The sequence below is a fragment of the Serratia sp. BNK-17 genome (genome assembly GCF_048684935.1).
GTDB lineage: Bacteria > Pseudomonadota > Gammaproteobacteria > Enterobacterales > Enterobacteriaceae > Serratia > Serratia nematodiphila.
In genome coordinates, this window is sequence record NZ_JBLQTR010000001.1 from 4,891,067 (window position 1) to 4,906,905 (window position 15,839).

A 15,839-nucleotide genomic window follows, 5' to 3' on the forward strand; every position below is an offset into this window, starting at 1 on the left:
GTAATTATTTTCCTTCGCCGGCGTGAGTCACCAGCCAGCAGTTGTGGATCTGACGGTTACGGGCAAAATCCTGCGACAGCGTCTTGGCGGTGATCTCTTTCGCCTCCAGACCCAACGCGCTCAGCCCTGCCATATCCATTTGGAAACCGCGCTTGTTGTTCGAGAACATGATGGTCCCGTTGCGGCGCAGCAACCGTTTCAAATCTTTCATCAGCGCCAGATGATCGCGCTGCACGTCAAAGGTGTTCTCCATCCGCTTGGAGTTGGAGAACGTCGGCGGATCGATGAAGATCACGTCGAACTGTTCATTGGCGTTGCTCAGCCAAGACAGGCAATCGGCCTGGATCAGCCGATGCTGACGGCCGCTCAGGCCGTTGGCGCGCAGGTTCTTCTCCGCCCATTCCAGGTAAGTGCGCGACATGTCCACCGTGGTGGTGCTGCGCGCGCCGCCCAGCCCGGCGTGCACGCTGGCGGTGCCGGTATAGGCGAACAGGTTGAGGAAGTCCTTGCCGCCGCTCATCTCGCCCAGCATACGGCGCGCGATGCGGTGATCGAGGAACAGGCCGGTATCGAGATAGTCGGTCAGGTTGACCCACAGCTTGGCGTTATACTCTTCCACCAGCAAGAACTCGCCCTTCTGCGCCAGCTTCTCGTACTGGTTTTTGCCCTTCTGCCGCTCGCGGGTTTTCAGAATCAGCTGATTCGACGGCAATTCCAGCACCGCCAGCGTCGCGTTGATCACATCGAACAGGCGCTGACGCGCCTTCTGCGCATCGACGGTTTTCGGCGGCGCATACTCCTGCACCACCACCTTGCTGCCGTAACGGTCCACCGCGACGTTATATTCTGGCAGATCGGCATCGTACAGGCGGTAGCATTCAATGCCCTGCTGCTTCGCCCACTTGTCGAGCTTCTTCAAATTCTTGCGCAGACGGTTGGCGAAATCTTCCGCCACCTGCACGCCGCCGGTAGCGGTGCCGGCCGGGCTTGCCGCCAGCTGATAGTTTTTCTGCACGCACTCCAGCGGGCCGTTCTTCGCCTTGAACTGGCGCTCGGCGCGCAGCTGCAGGCAGCTCAACAGCTCCGGCGAGGCGCTGAACAGCGAAAGCTGCCAGCCGCCGAAGGCGCTTTTCATCACGCGGCCCAGCATGTTGTGCAGCGCGATCAGCGCCGGTTCGCTTTCCAGACGCTCGCCGTACGGCGGGTTGCTGATCACCGTGCCGTGCGGGCCTTCCGGCAGCGGGTTGGTCAAGCGCGCGACGTCGCCGACGTTGAAGGTAATCAGCTCGGCGACGCCGGCGCGGCGGGCGTTGCCGCGCGCCATCTCAATCACCCGGCGATCGATATCGGAGCCGAAGAAGCGAGAGGCGGTTTCCTGCAGGCCGCGGCGCGCGCGCACCTGCGCTTCGGTGGTGACTTCACGCCACAGTTCGGCGTTGTGGCCATTCCAGGCGCTGAAGCCCCAGTGTTGACGGTGCAGGCCCGGCGCGCGATCGGCGGCGATCATCGCCGCTTCGATCAACAACGTGCCGGAGCCGCACATCGGATCGAGCATCGGCGTGCCCGGCTGCCAACCGGAACGCAACACGATGGCGGCCGCCAGGTTTTCCTTCAGCGGCGCCTGGCCGGTGAGATCGCGGTAGCCGCGCTGGTGCAGGCCTTCGCCGCTCAGATCGAGCGCCACGCTGGCCATATCGCGTTGCAGGAAGACGTTAACGCGAATGTCCGGCTGCTGTTTGGCGACCGTCGGGCGTTGGTCGAGTTTACGGGTAAAGCTGTCGACGATGGCGTCTTTCACCTTCAGCGCGCCATACTGGCTGTTGCGGATCTCTTCGTTCACGCCGCTGAAATGCACGGCAAAGGTTTTATCCACGCCAAAAATGCTCGGCCAGTCGATCGCCTGCACCCCGAGGTACAGATCCAGATCGCTGTGCACGCGGAATTCGTTCAGCGGCAACAGAATGCGCGAAGCCAGGCGGCTCCACAGCAGGCTTTGGTACAGAAGACGATCGTCACCCTGAAAATGTACCCCGCCCTGCACCACTTTGCAGTCGTGAGCGCCAAGCGCTTCCAGCTCGCTTTTTAACAGTTCTTCCAATCCACGCGCCGTGCTGGCAAACAGAGAGTTCATATCGTACTTATCACCAAAAAGAAAATTGTTGCGCATTATAGCTAATCCGCACCGCTTGTCATAAAGTTGCTCCCTTCTATTTAATCATCGCACGGAGATAAGGGTGATCACGCTTTCCAGACTCTACGTCCATCCGGTTAAATCACTGCGCGGCCTGCAGCTTTCCTACGCCCAGGTCGGCAGCAGCGGTCTGGCCTTCGACCGCAACTTTATGATCACCGAACCGGACGGCACCTTTATTACCGCACGCCAATACCCGCAGATGGTGCTGTTCACACCGGCGCTGTTGCCGGACGGGTTGTTTCTGACCGCGCCGGATGGCGAAAGCGCCGCCATTCGCTTCAGCGACTTCGCGGCCGCGCCGCAGCCGACCGAGGTGTGGGGCAACCATTTCACCGCGCTGACCGCGCCAGATGAGATCAACCGCTGGCTGAGCGGCTATTTCCAGCGCGACGTACAGCTGCGCTGGCTGGGGCCGGAGCTGACCCGCCGGGTGAAGAAGCACCCCGAAATCCCACTGACGTTTGCCGACGGCTATCCTTATCTGCTGATTAACCAGGCTTCGTTTAACGATCTGCAGCAGCGTTGCCCCGGCAGCATCAAGCTGGAGCAGTTCCGCCCCAATCTGGTGGTGAGTGGCGCCACCGCCTGGGCCGAGGACGGCTGGCAGGTGATCCGCGTCGGCGACGTGATGTTCGATCTGGTGAAACCCTGCAGCCGCTGCGTACTCACCACCGTCAGCACCGAGCGCGGCCGCAAGCACCCGAGCGGCGAGCCGCTCAGCACGCTGCAAAAATTCCGCTCCGCCGACAACGGCGATATCGATTTCGGCCAGAATATGATCGCCCGCAACAGCGGCATCATCCGCGTGGGAGATACGGTGGAAGTGCTGTCGACCAAGCCGCCGCGCCCTTATGGCGCAGGCAAAGTGGTGGAGAGCGTGCAGGCGCCGCAAGACAGCGCGCACAGCGTCACGATCGAATATGAAGGAAAGGTGTTTACCGGCAACAACCAGCAGATCTTGCTCGAACAGTTGGAACAGCAAGGCATCCGCGTGCCTTACTCCTGCCGCGCCGGGATTTGCGGCAGTTGCCGCATTACGTTGCTGAGCGGTGAGGTCGCGCCCCTGAAGAAAAGCGCGCTGGGCGACAACGGCACCATCCTGTGCTGCAGCTGCATCCCGAAAAGTGATTTGACCCTGGCGTAAACCGCCTTATACCGCCCTGTCGTAAGCCGGGGCGGCGCTTTCATCCTGCGCGCAGGGCTTCAGCCGATCGTGCATCACCTTGATGGCGTCGCCCAAGACCATGGTACGGCCGGCGACCGTCAGCTGATTTTGCGCCAGCAGGCACAGGCTGGCGTTATCCCCGGCCTCCACCACCAGCAAGCGCGCTTCCGCGCCGCTCTCCATCACTTTCACCGCCGCCAGCTCGCCGTTTTTCGGCTGCAGCGGGTAATGCTGCTGCGAGAAATGCCAGCTCTTTGGCATCAGCGGTTTCAGGAAGCGATAGGCGACCAGCGCATTCAGCACCAGCTCGGCGCGCTGTTCATGGCTAAGCTTGACCTGCTTGCACTGTTCTTCATAGGTGAAATAAAGGGCGGCGTCATCCACGCAAAAAGCACATTCATCAAAGGCGTCCGGCGTTAACATTTTGGCCGGAAAACGTGAACGAAAGATCATACCATTAGCTAAATCCAGCATTAGCCGATCGTGTTCGGCATCAAAATACCAACGCCAATTATCGTCAGGTTTTATCTTCATTTCGTATCCTTCTCGCTGCCTATGCCAACGCCGCACTCACCTTAAAAGGCGATTTTATCACCGATGAAATCGCTTAAACATCGGATAATTCCGCGAACGATATTTAAGCTAACGAACAAAATATAGACGAGCCGGGGGCAGAAATAAACCCCCGGAATAAAATGAGAGGAAAAATATTAGATATGGGTAACGATATCTTTAATCAAACGCGGGCCGTGATAGATAAATCCGGAATAAATTTGCAGCAGGTTCGCGCCGGCCTCCATTTTTTCGCGCGCCGCCGTCAGCGAATCGATGCCGCCTACGCCGATAATCGGCAGGCGCCCCTGCAGTTCGGTGGAGAGACGACGGATAACTTCGGTGCTGCGTGATTGCAATGGACGCCCGCTTAACCCGCCCGCTTGTTCGCAGTAATTCAACCCCTGGATCAATTTTCGATCCAACGTGGTATTGGTGGCGATCACGCCATCGATATTATGCCGCACCAGGCTATCGGCAATTTGGATCAATTCTTCTTCTGAAAGATCCGGCGCGATCTTTACCGCCACCGGCACATATTTGTGATGACGCGCATGTAATTCCTGCTGCTTATTTTTAATCGCAGCCAAAAGATCGTCCAGCGCTTCGCCATACTGTAAGGATCGTAACCCCGGCGTATTCGGTGAAGAGATGTTAATCGCGATATATCCGGCATACGGATAAACTTTATCCATGCAGATCAAATAATCGTCTTTGCCCTGCTCGACCGGCGTGTCTTTATTCTTGCCGATATTGATCCCAAGAATGCCGCCGAAATGGGATTTCTTAACGTTTTCAACCAGATTGTCCACGCCATGGTTATTGAACCCCATGCGGTTAATCAGGCCTTCCGCCTCAACCACGCGGAACAAGCGCGGCTTGTCGTTGCCCGGTTGCGGACGCGGCGTCACGGTGCCGACTTCCACATGGCCGAAGCCCATCGCGCCGAACGCATCGATGCATTCGCCGTTTTTATCCAGACCGGCGGCCAATCCCAGCGGGTTTTTAAACGACAGCCCCATGCAGTTGACCGGTTTGGTCGGCACGGACTGACGGACAAGAAACGCTAATGGGGTGCCGGTAATACGGCTGAGCTGACGAAAGGTCACTTCGTGCGCGCGCTCCGGATCGAGCTGGAACAACGCTTTCCTGATGAGGGGGTAGTACATGGACTCTCCTGATTTCCCGGTTGCAAACCGGGGGCGTATTATCCGGTATCCCCCGCCTAATTGGAATTGATTAAAGGCAAAAAAAGCCGTTTTTACGCAATCGTTTTCCCTCTTCACCGCCAAATCGGCGCTAATCCGCTTTTGCGCATATCCAAATCAAAAAATGAGATTTAAAAAACGCGCCCGGTTGCTGGTAGGTTTAAAACACTTCCTATTGATTTTCTAATTAAACCTAACTTTTAGTTATAAGGAGTGGCAATGCGCGTTATATCACTGGCCGGTAGCCCACGCATCCCATCACGTTCCGCCGCGCTGCTCTCGCTGAGTCAGAACTGGCTGCGGCAGCAAGGGGTGGAAGTGACGGCCTATACCCTGCACGACTTTGACGCCGAAGATCTGCTGTACGCCAACTTCAACAGTCCGGCGATCAAGGCGTTTGCCGAGCAGCTGGCGCAGGCCGACGGCCTGCTGATTTCCACGCCGGTTTATAAAGCGTCGTTCTCCGGCGCGCTGAAAACCCTGCTGGATCTGCTGCCGGAACGCGCTCTGGATCATAAGGTGGTGTTGCCGCTGGCGACCGGTGGTTCGATCGGCCACATGCTGGCGGTGGACTATGCGTTGAAACCGGTACTGGCGGCGCTGAAAGCGCAAGAGGTGCTGCACGGCGTGTTCGCCGACGACAGCCAGATCCAGCTGACCGACGAAGGCGCCACGCTCACCGACGCCGTGGCCGCCCGGCTGGAAGAGGCACTGGCCAGTTTCTATCTGGCGCTTGGCCGCCGCAAACCGCCGGCGCTGCGCGTCGCCTCGCCACTGGCGGCGCGTCAAACCGCCTGAAACGCCTGGAAAAGGAGAGCCTGAATGAAACAACGCATCGCTTTGCGGCGTTGGCTGAGCGCCGCCGCCTTCACCGGCCTGCTGTCGCTGGTTTGGGCCAACGCCGCCGTCGCTCAGGATCCGGCGCAGTTCCGCATCGGCTACCAAAAAGGATCGGTCAGTCTGGTGCTGGCGAAGAGCCACCGGCTGCTGGAGGAACGTTTCCCCGCCACCCGCATCAGTTGGATCGAGTTTCCCGCCGGCCCGCAAATGCTGGAGGCCCTGAACGTCGGCAGCATCGATCTGGGCAGCACCGGCGATATTCCGCCGATCTTCGCGCAGGCCGCCGGGGCCGATCTGCTGTATGTCGGCGTTGAGCCGCCCAAACCGAAGGCGGAAGTGATCCTGGTGCCGGAAAACAGCCCGATCAAAACCGTCGCCGATCTGAAAGGCCATAAGGTCGCGTTCCAGAAAGGATCCAGCTCACATAACCTGCTACTGCGATCGCTGCAAAAAGCCGGACTGAAATTTACGGATATCCAGCCCGCCTATCTGACGCCCGCCGATGCGCGCGCCGCATTCCAACAGGGCAACGTCGATGCCTGGGCGATCTGGGATCCTTATTATTCCGCCGCGCTGCTGCAGGGCGGCGTTCGGGTGCTCGGCGACGGCACCGATCTGAACCAGACCGGCTCCTTCTATCTGGCGGCACGCCCTTATGTCAAAGCCAACGGCGCCTTTATCAGCCAGGTCCTGACGGTGCTGACCCAGGCCGATGCGCTCACCCGCAGCGACCGGGCGCAAAGCGTGACCTTGCTGGCCAACGCCATGGGGCTGCCGGAACCGGTGATCGCCAGCTATCTGGATCACCGCCCCCCGACCGCCATCACACCGCTCGATGCGCATACCATCGCCGCGCAGCAGCAAACCGCCGACCTGTTTTACGCCAACCGGCTGGTGCCGGTGAAGGTCGACATCTCGCAACGCATCTGGCGCCCAAGCGCGCAATAAATACGGGAGAGCATTGACGATGAGCCTGAACGTTTTCTGGTTTTTACCCACCCACGGCGACGGCCACTATCTTGGCAGCGCACAGGGTGCTCGCAGCGTCGATCACGGTTACTTGCAGCAGATCGCCCAGGCGGCGGATCGGCTGGGATTCGGCGGGGTACTGATCCCCACCGGCCGCTCCTGCGAAGACTCCTGGCTGGTGGCCGCCTCGCTGATCCCGGTCACCCAGCGGCTGAAATTTTTGGTCGCGCTGCGGCCGGGCATCATCTCCCCTACGCTGGCGGCGCGCCAGGCGGCGACGCTGGATCGCCTGTCCAACGGGCGCGCGCTGTTCAATCTGGTCACCGGCGGCGATCCGGAAGAGCTGGCGGCCGAGGGGCTGCACCTTAGCCATGAAGAACGCTACGAAGCCTCAACCGAGTTCACCCACATCTGGCGCCGGGTGCTGGAAGGGGAAACCGTCGATTTCCACGGCAAGCATATTCAGGTGAAAGGCGCCAAACTGCTGTTCCCGCCGGTGCAACAGCCGCGCCCGCCGCTCTATTTCGGCGGATCCTCCGCCGCCGCGCAGGATCTGGCCGCCGAGCAGGTAGAAATGTATCTCACCTGGGGAGAGCCGCCGGCGCAGGTTAAGGCGAAGATCGAAGAGGTGCGCGCCAAAGCGGCGGCGAAAGGCCGCCAGGTGCGTTTCGGCATCCGGCTGCACGTCATCGTGCGGGAAACCACCGAAGAAGCCTGGCGCGCCGCTGACCGGCTGATCGCCCACCTCGATGAGGAAACCATCGCCAACGCGCAGCAGGCCTTTGCGCGCTTCGACTCCGTCGGCCAACGGCGCATGACGGCGCTGCACGGCGGCAAAAAGGATAACCTGGAGATCAGCCCGAACCTGTGGGCCGGCATCGGCCTGGTGCGCGGCGGCGCCGGCACCGCGCTGGTGGGCGATGGCCCGACGGTCGCGGCGCGCATGCAGGAATATGCCGATCTGGGCATCGACACCTTTATTCTCTCCGGCTATCCGCATCTGGAAGAGGCCTACCGCGTCGGCGAACTGCTGTTCCCGCACCTCGATCTGGCGCAGGAGGAAACGCCCGCTCGCCTTCAGCCGGTGCGTCCGCAGGGCGAAGTGGTGGCCAACATCTATGTTCCGCAAAAAGTATCGCAGAGCTGAGGAGCGCCCCGATGGCAAATAACGTACAACGCATCCTGTATCGGCTGGCCCCCTGGGCGCTGCCGCTGGCGCTGGTGATCATCTGGCAAATCGCCGTCGAAACCGGCTGGCTGTCCAACCGCATTTTGCCGGCGCCGAGTGCGGTGCTGGCCGCCTTCTGGCGCCTGAGCCAAAGCGGCGAACTGTGGCAGCACCTGAGCATCAGCAGCCAGCGCGCGTTGTTAGGCTTCGCCATCGGCGGCAGCATCGGACTGATACTCGGCTTTATTACCGGGCTGTCGCGCTGGGGCGAACGCCTGCTGGACAGCTCGGTGCAAATGATCCGCAACGTGCCGCATCTGGCGCTGATCCCGTTGGTGATCCTGTGGTTCGGCATCGATGAATCCGCCAAGATCTTTCTGGTGGCGCTCGGTACGCTGTTCCCGATTTATCTCAATACCTATCACGGCATCAAAAACATCGATCGCGGCCTGTTGGAGATGGCCCGCAGCTACGGCCTGAGCGGTTTTCGCCTGTTTACACAGGTGGTGCTGCCGGGCGCGCTGCCGTCGATTATGGTCGGCGTGCGTTTCGCTCTCGGCTTCATGTGGCTGACGCTGATCGTCGCCGAAACCATCTCGGCCAATTCGGGCATCGGCTACCTGGCGATGAACGCGCGTGAATTTCTGCAAACCGACGTGGTGGTGGTGGCGATCGTGCTGTACGCCCTGCTCGGCAAGCTGGCGGACGTGGGCGCGCAGCTGCTGGAGCGCGTCTGGTTGCGCTGGCATCAGGCCTATCAACTGAAACAGGGAGAAGCGCTATGACCCTTCCCGCTCGCCTTGCGCAAGGCACGCCGGTGACGCTGGAGTCTATCGGCAAACGTTACGGCAACCGCACGGTGCTGGACAATATTCAGCTGCGCATTTCCGCCGGGCAGTTCGTGGCGGTGGTTGGCCGCAGCGGCTGCGGCAAGAGCACCCTGCTGCGCCTGTTGGCCGGCCTGGAACAGGCCAGCAGCGGCGCTTTGCTCAGCGGCAACGCGCCGCTCGCCGCCGCTAAAGAGGATACCCGGTTGATGTTTCAGGATGCGCGCCTGTTGCCGTGGAAAACGGTGATCGATAACGTGGGTCTGGGGCTGCGCGGCCAGTGGCGCGACGCGGCGTTGCAAGCCCTGGAAGCGGTCGGTTTGGCGGATCGCGCCCGCGATTGGCCGGCGGCGCTGTCCGGCGGACAAAAACAGCGGGTCGCCCTGGCGCGCGCGCTGATCCACCGCCCCCGCCTGCTGCTGCTGGACGAACCGCTCGGGGCGCTGGATGCCCTGACGCGCATCGAGATGCAAGGGCTGATAGAAACGCTGTGGCTACAACACGGTTTTACCGTACTGCTGGTCACACATGACGTCAGCGAAGCCATCGCGCTGGCGGATCGGGTGATCCTGATTGAAGAGGGGCATATCGGGCTGGATCTGAGCATCGATCTGCCGCGGCCGCGCCGCAAAGGCTCGGCCAGGCTGGCGGAACTGGAGGCCGAAGTGCTGGAACGGGTGTTATCGCCGCCGGCCGCAGCGGCCAGTCCCCGCCGGGCGGCGAATTGAATGAAAAAGGGACGGCCCAGGCCGTCCCTTGATGTCTCTAGCGCGAAAAAATCAGGCGTCGAGCGCCTTGCTGATCTTCTCGTACAGATCGCCGGACAGGTTTTCCAACCCTTTCAGCTGTTCCAACGCCTTGCGCATCAGCGCCTGGCGACCGGCGTCGTAACGCTTCAGGCGAATCAGCGGTTCAATCAGGCGCGCGGCGATCTGCGGGTTGCGCTGGTTGAGATCGCTGAGGATCTCCGCCAGGAACTGATAGCCGCTGCCGTCCGCAGCGTGGAACGCCGCCGGGTTGCCGGAAGCGAAGCCGCCGATCAGCGAACGGGTGCGGTTCGGGTTGCTCAGGCTGAACGAGCGGTGTTGCAGCAGCGCGCGCACCTTGCTCAACACGTCTGCCGCCGGGCTGCCGCCCTGCAGCACGAACCATTTGTCCATCACCAGGCCATCCTGATGCCAGCGCTCGTCGAACGCCGCCAGCAGCGCATCGCGGCACGGCAGCTGGGCCGCGACCGCAGCAGACAGCGCCGCCAGCGAGTCGGTCATGTTGTCCGCCTGGCGATACTGTTCGTTCACCAGTTGGTCCGCCAGCGCCACATCTTCGCCGAACGCCAGATAGCCCAGGCACACATTGCGCAAGGCGCGCTTGGCGATCTCGGCGTGCTCCACGCGGTAGCCGTCGGTCTTGTTGGCGTGATACACCGCCAGCCACTCATCGGCCAGTTCCCGCGCCAGGCAGCGTACGATCGCTTCGTGCACCGCGGCGATCGCTTCCGGATCGATAGTGGCGAACAGCTCGGCGATTTCGTTCTCCGACGGCAGCGTCAGGATCTGCGCCGCCAGCGCCGGATCCAGTTTTTCGTCCAGCAGCACCGCACGGAACGCATCGGCCACGTGCAGCGGCAGCGACAGCGGCTGCTTCTGCTGGTGCCGCGCCACGTTCAGCTTGATATAGGTCGCCAGCAAGCTCTGCGCCGCATCCCAACGCGCAAACTCATTGCGCGCATGCTGCATCAGGAAGGTCAGTTGCTGATCGCTGTACGGATAGTCCAGCTTCACCGGCGCGGAGAATTCGCGCAGCAGCGACGGCACCGGCTTGTGCGCCACGCCGTCGAACACGAAGGTCTGCTCCGCTTCGGTGACGTTCAGCACGTTGTTGACCGGCAGGCCGCCTTTCTGCAATGGAATGACATTGCCTTCGCTGTCGTACAGTTCGATATCCAGCGGAATATGCAGCGGCAACTTCTCCGGCTGATCGGCGGTCGGCGCGGTTTTCTGGCTGACATGCAGGCGATATTGCTGAGTTTCCGCATCGTACTCGTCGCGCACCGTCAACAGCGGCGTACCGGACTGGCTATACCAACGGCGGAAGCGCGACAGATCGACGTTAGACGCATCCTCCATCGCCTGAACGAAATCGTCGCAGGTAGCGGCGCTGCCGTCGTGACGTTCGAAATAGAGCTGCATCCCTTTCTGGAAGTTCTCCTCCCCCAACAGGGTATGCATCATGCGGATCACCTCGGAACCCTTTTCATACACCGTGAGGGTGTAGAAGTTGTTCATCTCGATGACTTTGTCCGGGCGGATGGCGTGCGCCATCGGGCTGGCGTCTTCGGCAAACTGCGCGCCGCGCATCACGCGCACATTGTCGATGCGGTTAACCGAACGCGATCCCAGATCGGAACTGAATTCCTGATCGCGGAACACCGTCAGCCCCTCTTTCAGACTGAGCTGGAACCAGTCGCGGCAGGTCACGCGGTTACCGGTCCAGTTGTGGAAGTATTCGTGGCCGATCACCGCTTCGATGTTCAGGTAATCCTTGTCGGTCGCGGTTTCCGCCTTCGCCAGCACATATTTGGAGTTAAAGATATTTAACCCTTTGTTCTCCATCGCGCCCATATTGAAGAAATCGACCGCCACAATCATATAAATGTCGAGATCATATTCCAGGCCGAAGCGGGTCTCATCCCATTTCATCGAGTTCTTCAACGAAGTCATCGCCCAGTCGGCGCGATCCAGGTTGCCGCGATCGACGAACAGCTCCAGTGCGACCTTACGGCCGGAACGGGTGGTGAAGCTGTCGCGCAGCACGTCGAAATCCCCCGCCACCAGCGCGAACAGGTAGCAAGGTTTCGGGAACGGATCCTGCCATTGCACCCAGTGGCGGCCATCGGCCAATTCGCCCTGGCCGATGCGGTTGCCGTTCGACAGCAGGAACGGATAGCGCGTCTTGTCGGCCACGATGCGGGTGGTAAAGCGCGCCAGCACGTCCGGGCGATCCTGGTAATAAGTAATGTGGTGGAAGCCTTCGGCTTCGCATTGCGTACACAGCGCATCGCCGGACAGGTACAGCCCTTCCAGCGCGGTGTTCTTCGCCGGGTGAATATCGTTGACAATGGTAAGAGTGAATTGTGCCGGCAACTCTTCGATGATCAGCTGGTTATCCTGCTGACGGTAGGCGCTCCACGGTTGGCCGTCCACCTGAATGCTCACCAGCGTCAAATCTTCGCCATCCAGCACCAGCGGTGCGCCGGCCGCACCCTGACGTTTGATTTTACTGACGGCGGTCACGCGCGTGGTTTCCGCGTCCAGACTGAAGTCCAAATCGATATCGGTCGTGGTGTAATCGGGCGCGCGATAATCGTGGCGGTATTTTGCCTGTGGCTGTTGTGTCATAAAAACCCTTAAACGTCTCAGTGAGTTATAGGTGCCAGGCCGCTCTTCTCCTTCGTACCGCAGCCGGTATGTTCCCCTGCGGCGCGCGGTGAGCCTGAATTGTGAATAAACTGTATCACAGCTGGCCGAAAAGCCCAGAGCCGCAGGGCGACCAGGAGAGAGAAATCAGAGGCAAATCATAAATCGCCCGGCAGGCGGCAGTGCGGGTGACCAATGGCCAAATAAAAATCAGCATTTAATGCTAAAAAACCGCCATCGCGGCGCGCCGGCATAGTTGAGGCGACACCGGCGGCATGGTGGTATAATTGCCGAATCAGGTTCAGGGATGGCTCGCATTATGAAGATTAAATACGCAATCTATTTTTTCACCCTGTGCCTGATGACTTCCTTCTCTCTGTTCATCGTCGATGAGCTGCTCGAAGCCCATACCGACTACCGCGACAACCAGCTAAACCTGTACAAAATTGATCGCGCCAAAGAAATTTCCGAAGCTTTTCAGGCTGCGTTGCTGGCTCATCGCCTCAAACGATTGAGCCTGATCGATCCGCAAATCACCCGTGCGCAATGTTTGGCCGCCGATCGGGTGGCGCGCGAGAGGATCACCCGGATCCGCGAACATCTGGACGATGAGGTCGCCAGACAGCTCGGGGTTCAGCAAAAAATCGCCGCGCTGTCGATGATCGCTTTGATGGAACAGCTGCTGGATAATGACAACCTGCAGCTTTCGCAGGTCAATAACACCAACGCCAATCTGTTCAACATCAACAGCGCCTATTACATCTCGCAAACCAGCAAGAGTTATTACCGTTACACCTACGATACCCGGATGGTGGATACCGACTCCTTTATGTTTCTCGAGGCCATCCGTCTCAATAACCGGCTAAATATGTCATTGACGGAATTGAGCGATCAGATTATCGACGTCAACGTCAGCCAGCTCGTTCGCAAAGACGCCTATCTGAAGTCCATTCAGCTAACCGGCGTGCTGAACGCGCTGAGCACCCGATTGATCTTCATGAAGATCAACTACGACGATGGACAAATCACCAACATCGTCAATGCGTTGCTCGCCCAAGTGTCCGCTGAGCGCCTCCAGCAGATTACCAATGGGCTGTATACCGCTATCGATACCCATAAGCCCTACCCCACAGCGCTTATTTCGCGCTATGTCGACGATGTGAGCGAGCTTTCGCAGGCGCTGTATCAACGCAGTTTCGAATTGGAAACCCTCGCCTCGCGCCACAAGATTTACGACAGCCAGACGACCATTTACGGCATGATCGCACTCGCCGGCCTGGTGGTTTTGCTGTTCATTTTGCCGGCGTTGGTGTTCTGCACCAGCATCAACCGCTGGCTGACCAAGACCCACAACAATATCGTGCGGCTGTCGCGCGGCGAGATGAATATCGATCGCAACGACGCCTTCTACAGCCAGGAATTGATCGCCATCAGCGACGCCATTCAGCAGCTCAGGCAATACCAGCTGGACAAGGTCTCGCTGGAGAGCGAGAAACAACTGCTGATTAAAGAGCTCGAGGCCTCTTCCTTCCTCGATCCGCTCACCAATATCTACAACCGCCGTAAATTCTTCCTTGAATGTCAACTGCTGGGCAACGCCAGCTACCCACAGGCCTTTTGCCTGATCGACATCGATAATTTCAAACAACTCAACGACAGCTACGGCCACGACGTGGGTGACCGGGCGCTGGTGGCCTTCGGCCACCTGCTGCAACGCGCGTTCCGCGCCAGCGACATCTTCTGCCGCTATGGCGGCGAAGAGTTCGCGGTGCTGCTGGGTAACTGTTCGTTGGACAACGCGCGGGACATCATGGAGCAATTGCGCGCCCGTACTCATCGCCTGACGCTAAATCTGGCCGACGGACGGCAAGTGCGTTTCACCACCAGCTGCGGCATTGCGCCAGTCAGCGCGTTCACCGCGCTGCAGGCGGCGATCAAACAGGCGGACGAATCGCTCTACTTTTGCAAAAAGAACGGCAAAGATCGGGTCAGCGTGCATACCCAGGCCGGCTTTATCTGATTCGCTGTTTAAAATAATTAACATTATAATTTTTATGACTAATTAGGCTAAGTCATTCACCTTACAGGCATATCTGGCTTTTTTTCCACCCCGCCGCTATCCGGCTGCCATAAAGGCACGTTTAATCCTCGACCCGCTTCGGTGATTTATGGTGTGATGCAGCTTCAATAACAGGATAATCCGGGTATACTCCACCCCCACTTTTATGATTATCCGGATTTGGACACGCGCCTGACGAGGATGCTGTAACGCGCTATGACTCAATACGCTTCCCCGATTTTGACATCACTGCTTGATACCGATGCTTATAAGCTTCATATGCAGCAAGCAGTGTTCCATCGCTATCCCGCGATCAGCGTGGCGGCGGAATTCCGCTGCCGCGGCGACGAACTGCTGGGCGAATATGCCGACGAAATCCGCGCGCAGGTGGCGCTGATGAGCCGGCTGGCGCTAACCGACGCCGAATTCGCTTATCTTTCGGGCCTGCCCTTCTTCCGTCAAGATTACCTGAACTGGCTGCGAACGTTCCGCTACGATCCGCAGCAGGTCACCATCGACAACCGCGACGGCAAGCTGCAAATCCGCATCGCCGGCCCCTGGCGTGAAGTGATCATGTGGGAAGTCCCATTGCTGGCGGTGATCAGCGAAGTGGTGCACCGCCGGCGCTCGCCGCTGGCGACGCCGGAACAGGCGGTGGCACATCTGCAAACCAAGCTGGCGCAGTTCAAGACGTTGGCGGGCGATCTGGATCTTTCGCGCTTCAAGTTGATGGACTTCGGCACCCGCCGTCGTTTCTCTCAGGGCGTGCAACAGGCCATCGTCAGCACCTTGCAGGCCGAATTCCCGTACCTGTCGGGCACCAGCAATTACGATCTGGCGCACCAGCTGGGTCTGGCGCCGGTCGGCACGCAGGCGCATGAGTGGTTCCAGGCGCATCAGCAGATAAGCCCTGTGCTGGCCAACAGCCAGCGCGCCGCATTGCAGGCCTGGCTGGATGAATATCCGGACCAGCTTGGCATCGCGCTCACCGACTGCATCACCATGGATGCCTTCCTGCGCGACTTCGGCCCGCAGTTCGCCGAGCGTTATCAGGGGCTTCGCCACGATTCGGGCGATCCCGTCGAGTGGGGTGAAAAGGCCATTGCCCACTATCAGAAACTGGGCATCGACCCACTGAGCAAAACGCTGGTGTTCTCGGACAATCTGGATCTGGAAAAAGCGCTGGCGCTCTATCGCCATTTCTATCAGCGCATTAATCTCGGCTTCGGCATCGGCACGCGCCTGACCTGCGATATTCCCGGCGTTAAGCCGTTAAATATCGTGATCAAGCTGGTCGAGTGCAAAGGCAAGCCGGTGGCCAAACTCTCCGACAGCCCCGGCAAGACCATCTGCCAGGACCAGGCGTTCGTCAGGGCCCTGCGCAAGGCCTTCGATCTGCCGCTGGTGAAGAAAGCCAGCTGAGCCTTCTTTATATAAAGAG

12 protein-coding genes are annotated in these 15,839 nt (G+C 59.6%); 8 read left to right on the top strand and 4 right to left on the bottom strand.

All coding sequences use genetic code 11. The annotated features are described in order from the left end of the window. Window positions 1-4: 4 nt before the first annotated feature. Entirely contained in the window at window positions 5-2,131 is a 2,127-nt protein-coding gene (gene rlmKL / locus ACMGF7_RS23495; RefSeq protein WP_197799287.1) for a bifunctional 23S rRNA (guanine(2069)-N(7))-methyltransferase RlmK/23S rRNA (guanine(2445)-N(2))-methyltransferase RlmL, read from the bottom strand. 103 nt (window positions 2,132-2,234) lie between these two features. Between rlmKL and ACMGF7_RS23500 the strand changes: the two genes are divergently transcribed. Then, window positions 2,235-3,338, top strand: a complete 1,104-nt coding sequence (locus ACMGF7_RS23500; protein WP_015377349.1) for a YcbX family protein — start codon at window positions 2,235-2,237, stop codon at window positions 3,336-3,338. Between the two features lie 6 nt (window positions 3,339-3,344). Here ACMGF7_RS23500 and ACMGF7_RS23505 read toward each other — a convergent pair whose 3' ends face one another. Both ACMGF7_RS23505 and pyrD read right to left on the bottom strand, forming a co-directional pair. Then, window positions 3,345-3,893 (bottom strand): cell division protein ZapC, encoded by a 549-nt coding sequence (locus tag ACMGF7_RS23505; protein ID WP_004928171.1) that lies wholly within the window; start codon window positions 3,891-3,893, stop codon window positions 3,345-3,347. A gap of 176 nt (window positions 3,894-4,069) precedes the next feature. Next, window positions 4,070-5,080 (bottom strand): quinone-dependent dihydroorotate dehydrogenase, encoded by a 1,011-nt coding sequence (pyrD, locus tag ACMGF7_RS23510; protein WP_049241154.1) that lies wholly within the window; start codon window positions 5,078-5,080, stop codon window positions 4,070-4,072. Window positions 5,081-5,338: 258 nt separating this feature from the next. Here pyrD and ssuE point away from each other — a divergent pair, with 258 nt between their 5' ends. From ssuE to ssuB, 5 genes are read left to right on the top strand one after another with little or no spacing between them, the layout of a single operon-like run. Further along, window positions 5,339-5,917: an NADPH-dependent FMN reductase gene (gene ssuE / locus ACMGF7_RS23515; protein ID WP_004928176.1), complete on the top strand. Its 579-nt coding sequence runs from the start codon at window positions 5,339-5,341 to the stop codon at window positions 5,915-5,917. Between the two features lie 24 nt (window positions 5,918-5,941). Next, window positions 5,942-6,907, top strand: a complete 966-nt coding sequence (locus ACMGF7_RS23520; protein ID WP_053091208.1) for a sulfonate ABC transporter substrate-binding protein — start codon at window positions 5,942-5,944, stop codon at window positions 6,905-6,907. Between the two features lie 19 nt (window positions 6,908-6,926). Then, complete coding sequence (gene ssuD, locus ACMGF7_RS23525) at window positions 6,927-8,075, top strand: FMNH2-dependent alkanesulfonate monooxygenase (RefSeq protein ID WP_420286730.1); 1,149 nt, start codon at window positions 6,927-6,929, stop codon at window positions 8,073-8,075. A gap of 11 nt (window positions 8,076-8,086) precedes the next feature. After that, entirely contained in the window at window positions 8,087-8,881 is a 795-nt protein-coding gene (gene ssuC, locus ACMGF7_RS23530; protein ID WP_420286731.1) for an aliphatic sulfonate ABC transporter permease SsuC, read from the top strand. Continuing rightward, window positions 8,878-9,651 carry an aliphatic sulfonates ABC transporter ATP-binding protein gene (ssuB, locus tag ACMGF7_RS23535; protein ID WP_049241152.1) on the top strand — a complete coding sequence of 258 codons (774 nt, stop codon included), beginning with the start codon at window positions 8,878-8,880 and terminating at the stop codon, window positions 9,649-9,651. Before ssuC ends, ssuB begins: the two co-directional genes overlap by 4 nt. A gap of 51 nt (window positions 9,652-9,702) precedes the next feature. On the opposite strand, the gene pepN is transcribed toward ssuB, so the two are convergent. Further along, entirely contained in the window at window positions 9,703-12,321 is a 2,619-nt protein-coding gene (gene pepN, locus ACMGF7_RS23540) for an aminopeptidase N (protein WP_060559141.1), read from the bottom strand. 337 nt (window positions 12,322-12,658) lie between these two features. On the opposite strand from pepN, the gene ACMGF7_RS23545 reads away from it, so the two are divergent. Together ACMGF7_RS23545 and pncB are read left to right on the top strand one after the other, a co-directional pair. Then, the gene (locus ACMGF7_RS23545) at window positions 12,659-14,359 is read left to right on the top strand and encodes a GGDEF domain-containing protein (protein WP_274865061.1); all 1,701 of its coding nucleotides are present in this window, start codon (window positions 12,659-12,661) and stop codon (window positions 14,357-14,359) included. Window positions 14,360-14,614: 255 nt separating this feature from the next. Beyond that, entirely contained in the window at window positions 14,615-15,820 is a 1,206-nt protein-coding gene (gene pncB, locus ACMGF7_RS23550) for a nicotinate phosphoribosyltransferase (protein ID WP_004928202.1), read from the top strand. Window positions 15,821-15,839 lie beyond the last annotated feature (19 nt).

What these genes read in the sequence shown, in the direction of transcription:
- ssuE (WP_004928176.1), top strand. Translation starts at nt 5,339, where the DNA reads ATGCGCGTTATATCACTGGCCGGTAGCCCACGCATCCCATCACGTTCC.
- ACMGF7_RS23520 (WP_053091208.1), top strand. Translation starts at nt 5,942, where the DNA reads ATGAAACAACGCATCGCTTTGCGGCGTTGGCTGAGCGCCGCCGCCTTC.
- ssuC (WP_420286731.1), top strand. Translation starts at nt 8,087, where the DNA reads ATGGCAAATAACGTACAACGCATCCTGTATCGGCTGGCCCCCTGGGCG.
- pyrD (WP_049241154.1), bottom strand. Translation starts at nt 5,080, where the DNA reads ATGTACTACCCCCTCATCAGGAAAGCGTTGTTCCAGCTCGATCCGGAG.
- pepN (WP_060559141.1), bottom strand. Translation starts at nt 12,321, where the DNA reads ATGACACAACAGCCACAGGCAAAATACCGCCACGATTATCGCGCGCCC.
- ssuD (WP_420286730.1), top strand. Translation starts at nt 6,927, where the DNA reads ATGAGCCTGAACGTTTTCTGGTTTTTACCCACCCACGGCGACGGCCAC.
- ACMGF7_RS23505 (WP_004928171.1), bottom strand. Translation starts at nt 3,893, where the DNA reads ATGAAGATAAAACCTGACGATAATTGGCGTTGGTATTTTGATGCCGAA.
- ACMGF7_RS23545 (WP_274865061.1), top strand. Translation starts at nt 12,659, where the DNA reads ATGAAGATTAAATACGCAATCTATTTTTTCACCCTGTGCCTGATGACT.
- rlmKL (WP_197799287.1), bottom strand. Translation starts at nt 2,131, where the DNA reads ATGAACTCTCTGTTTGCCAGCACGGCGCGTGGATTGGAAGAACTGTTA.
- ssuB (WP_049241152.1), top strand. Translation starts at nt 8,878, where the DNA reads ATGACCCTTCCCGCTCGCCTTGCGCAAGGCACGCCGGTGACGCTGGAG.
- pncB (WP_004928202.1), top strand. Translation starts at nt 14,615, where the DNA reads ATGACTCAATACGCTTCCCCGATTTTGACATCACTGCTTGATACCGAT.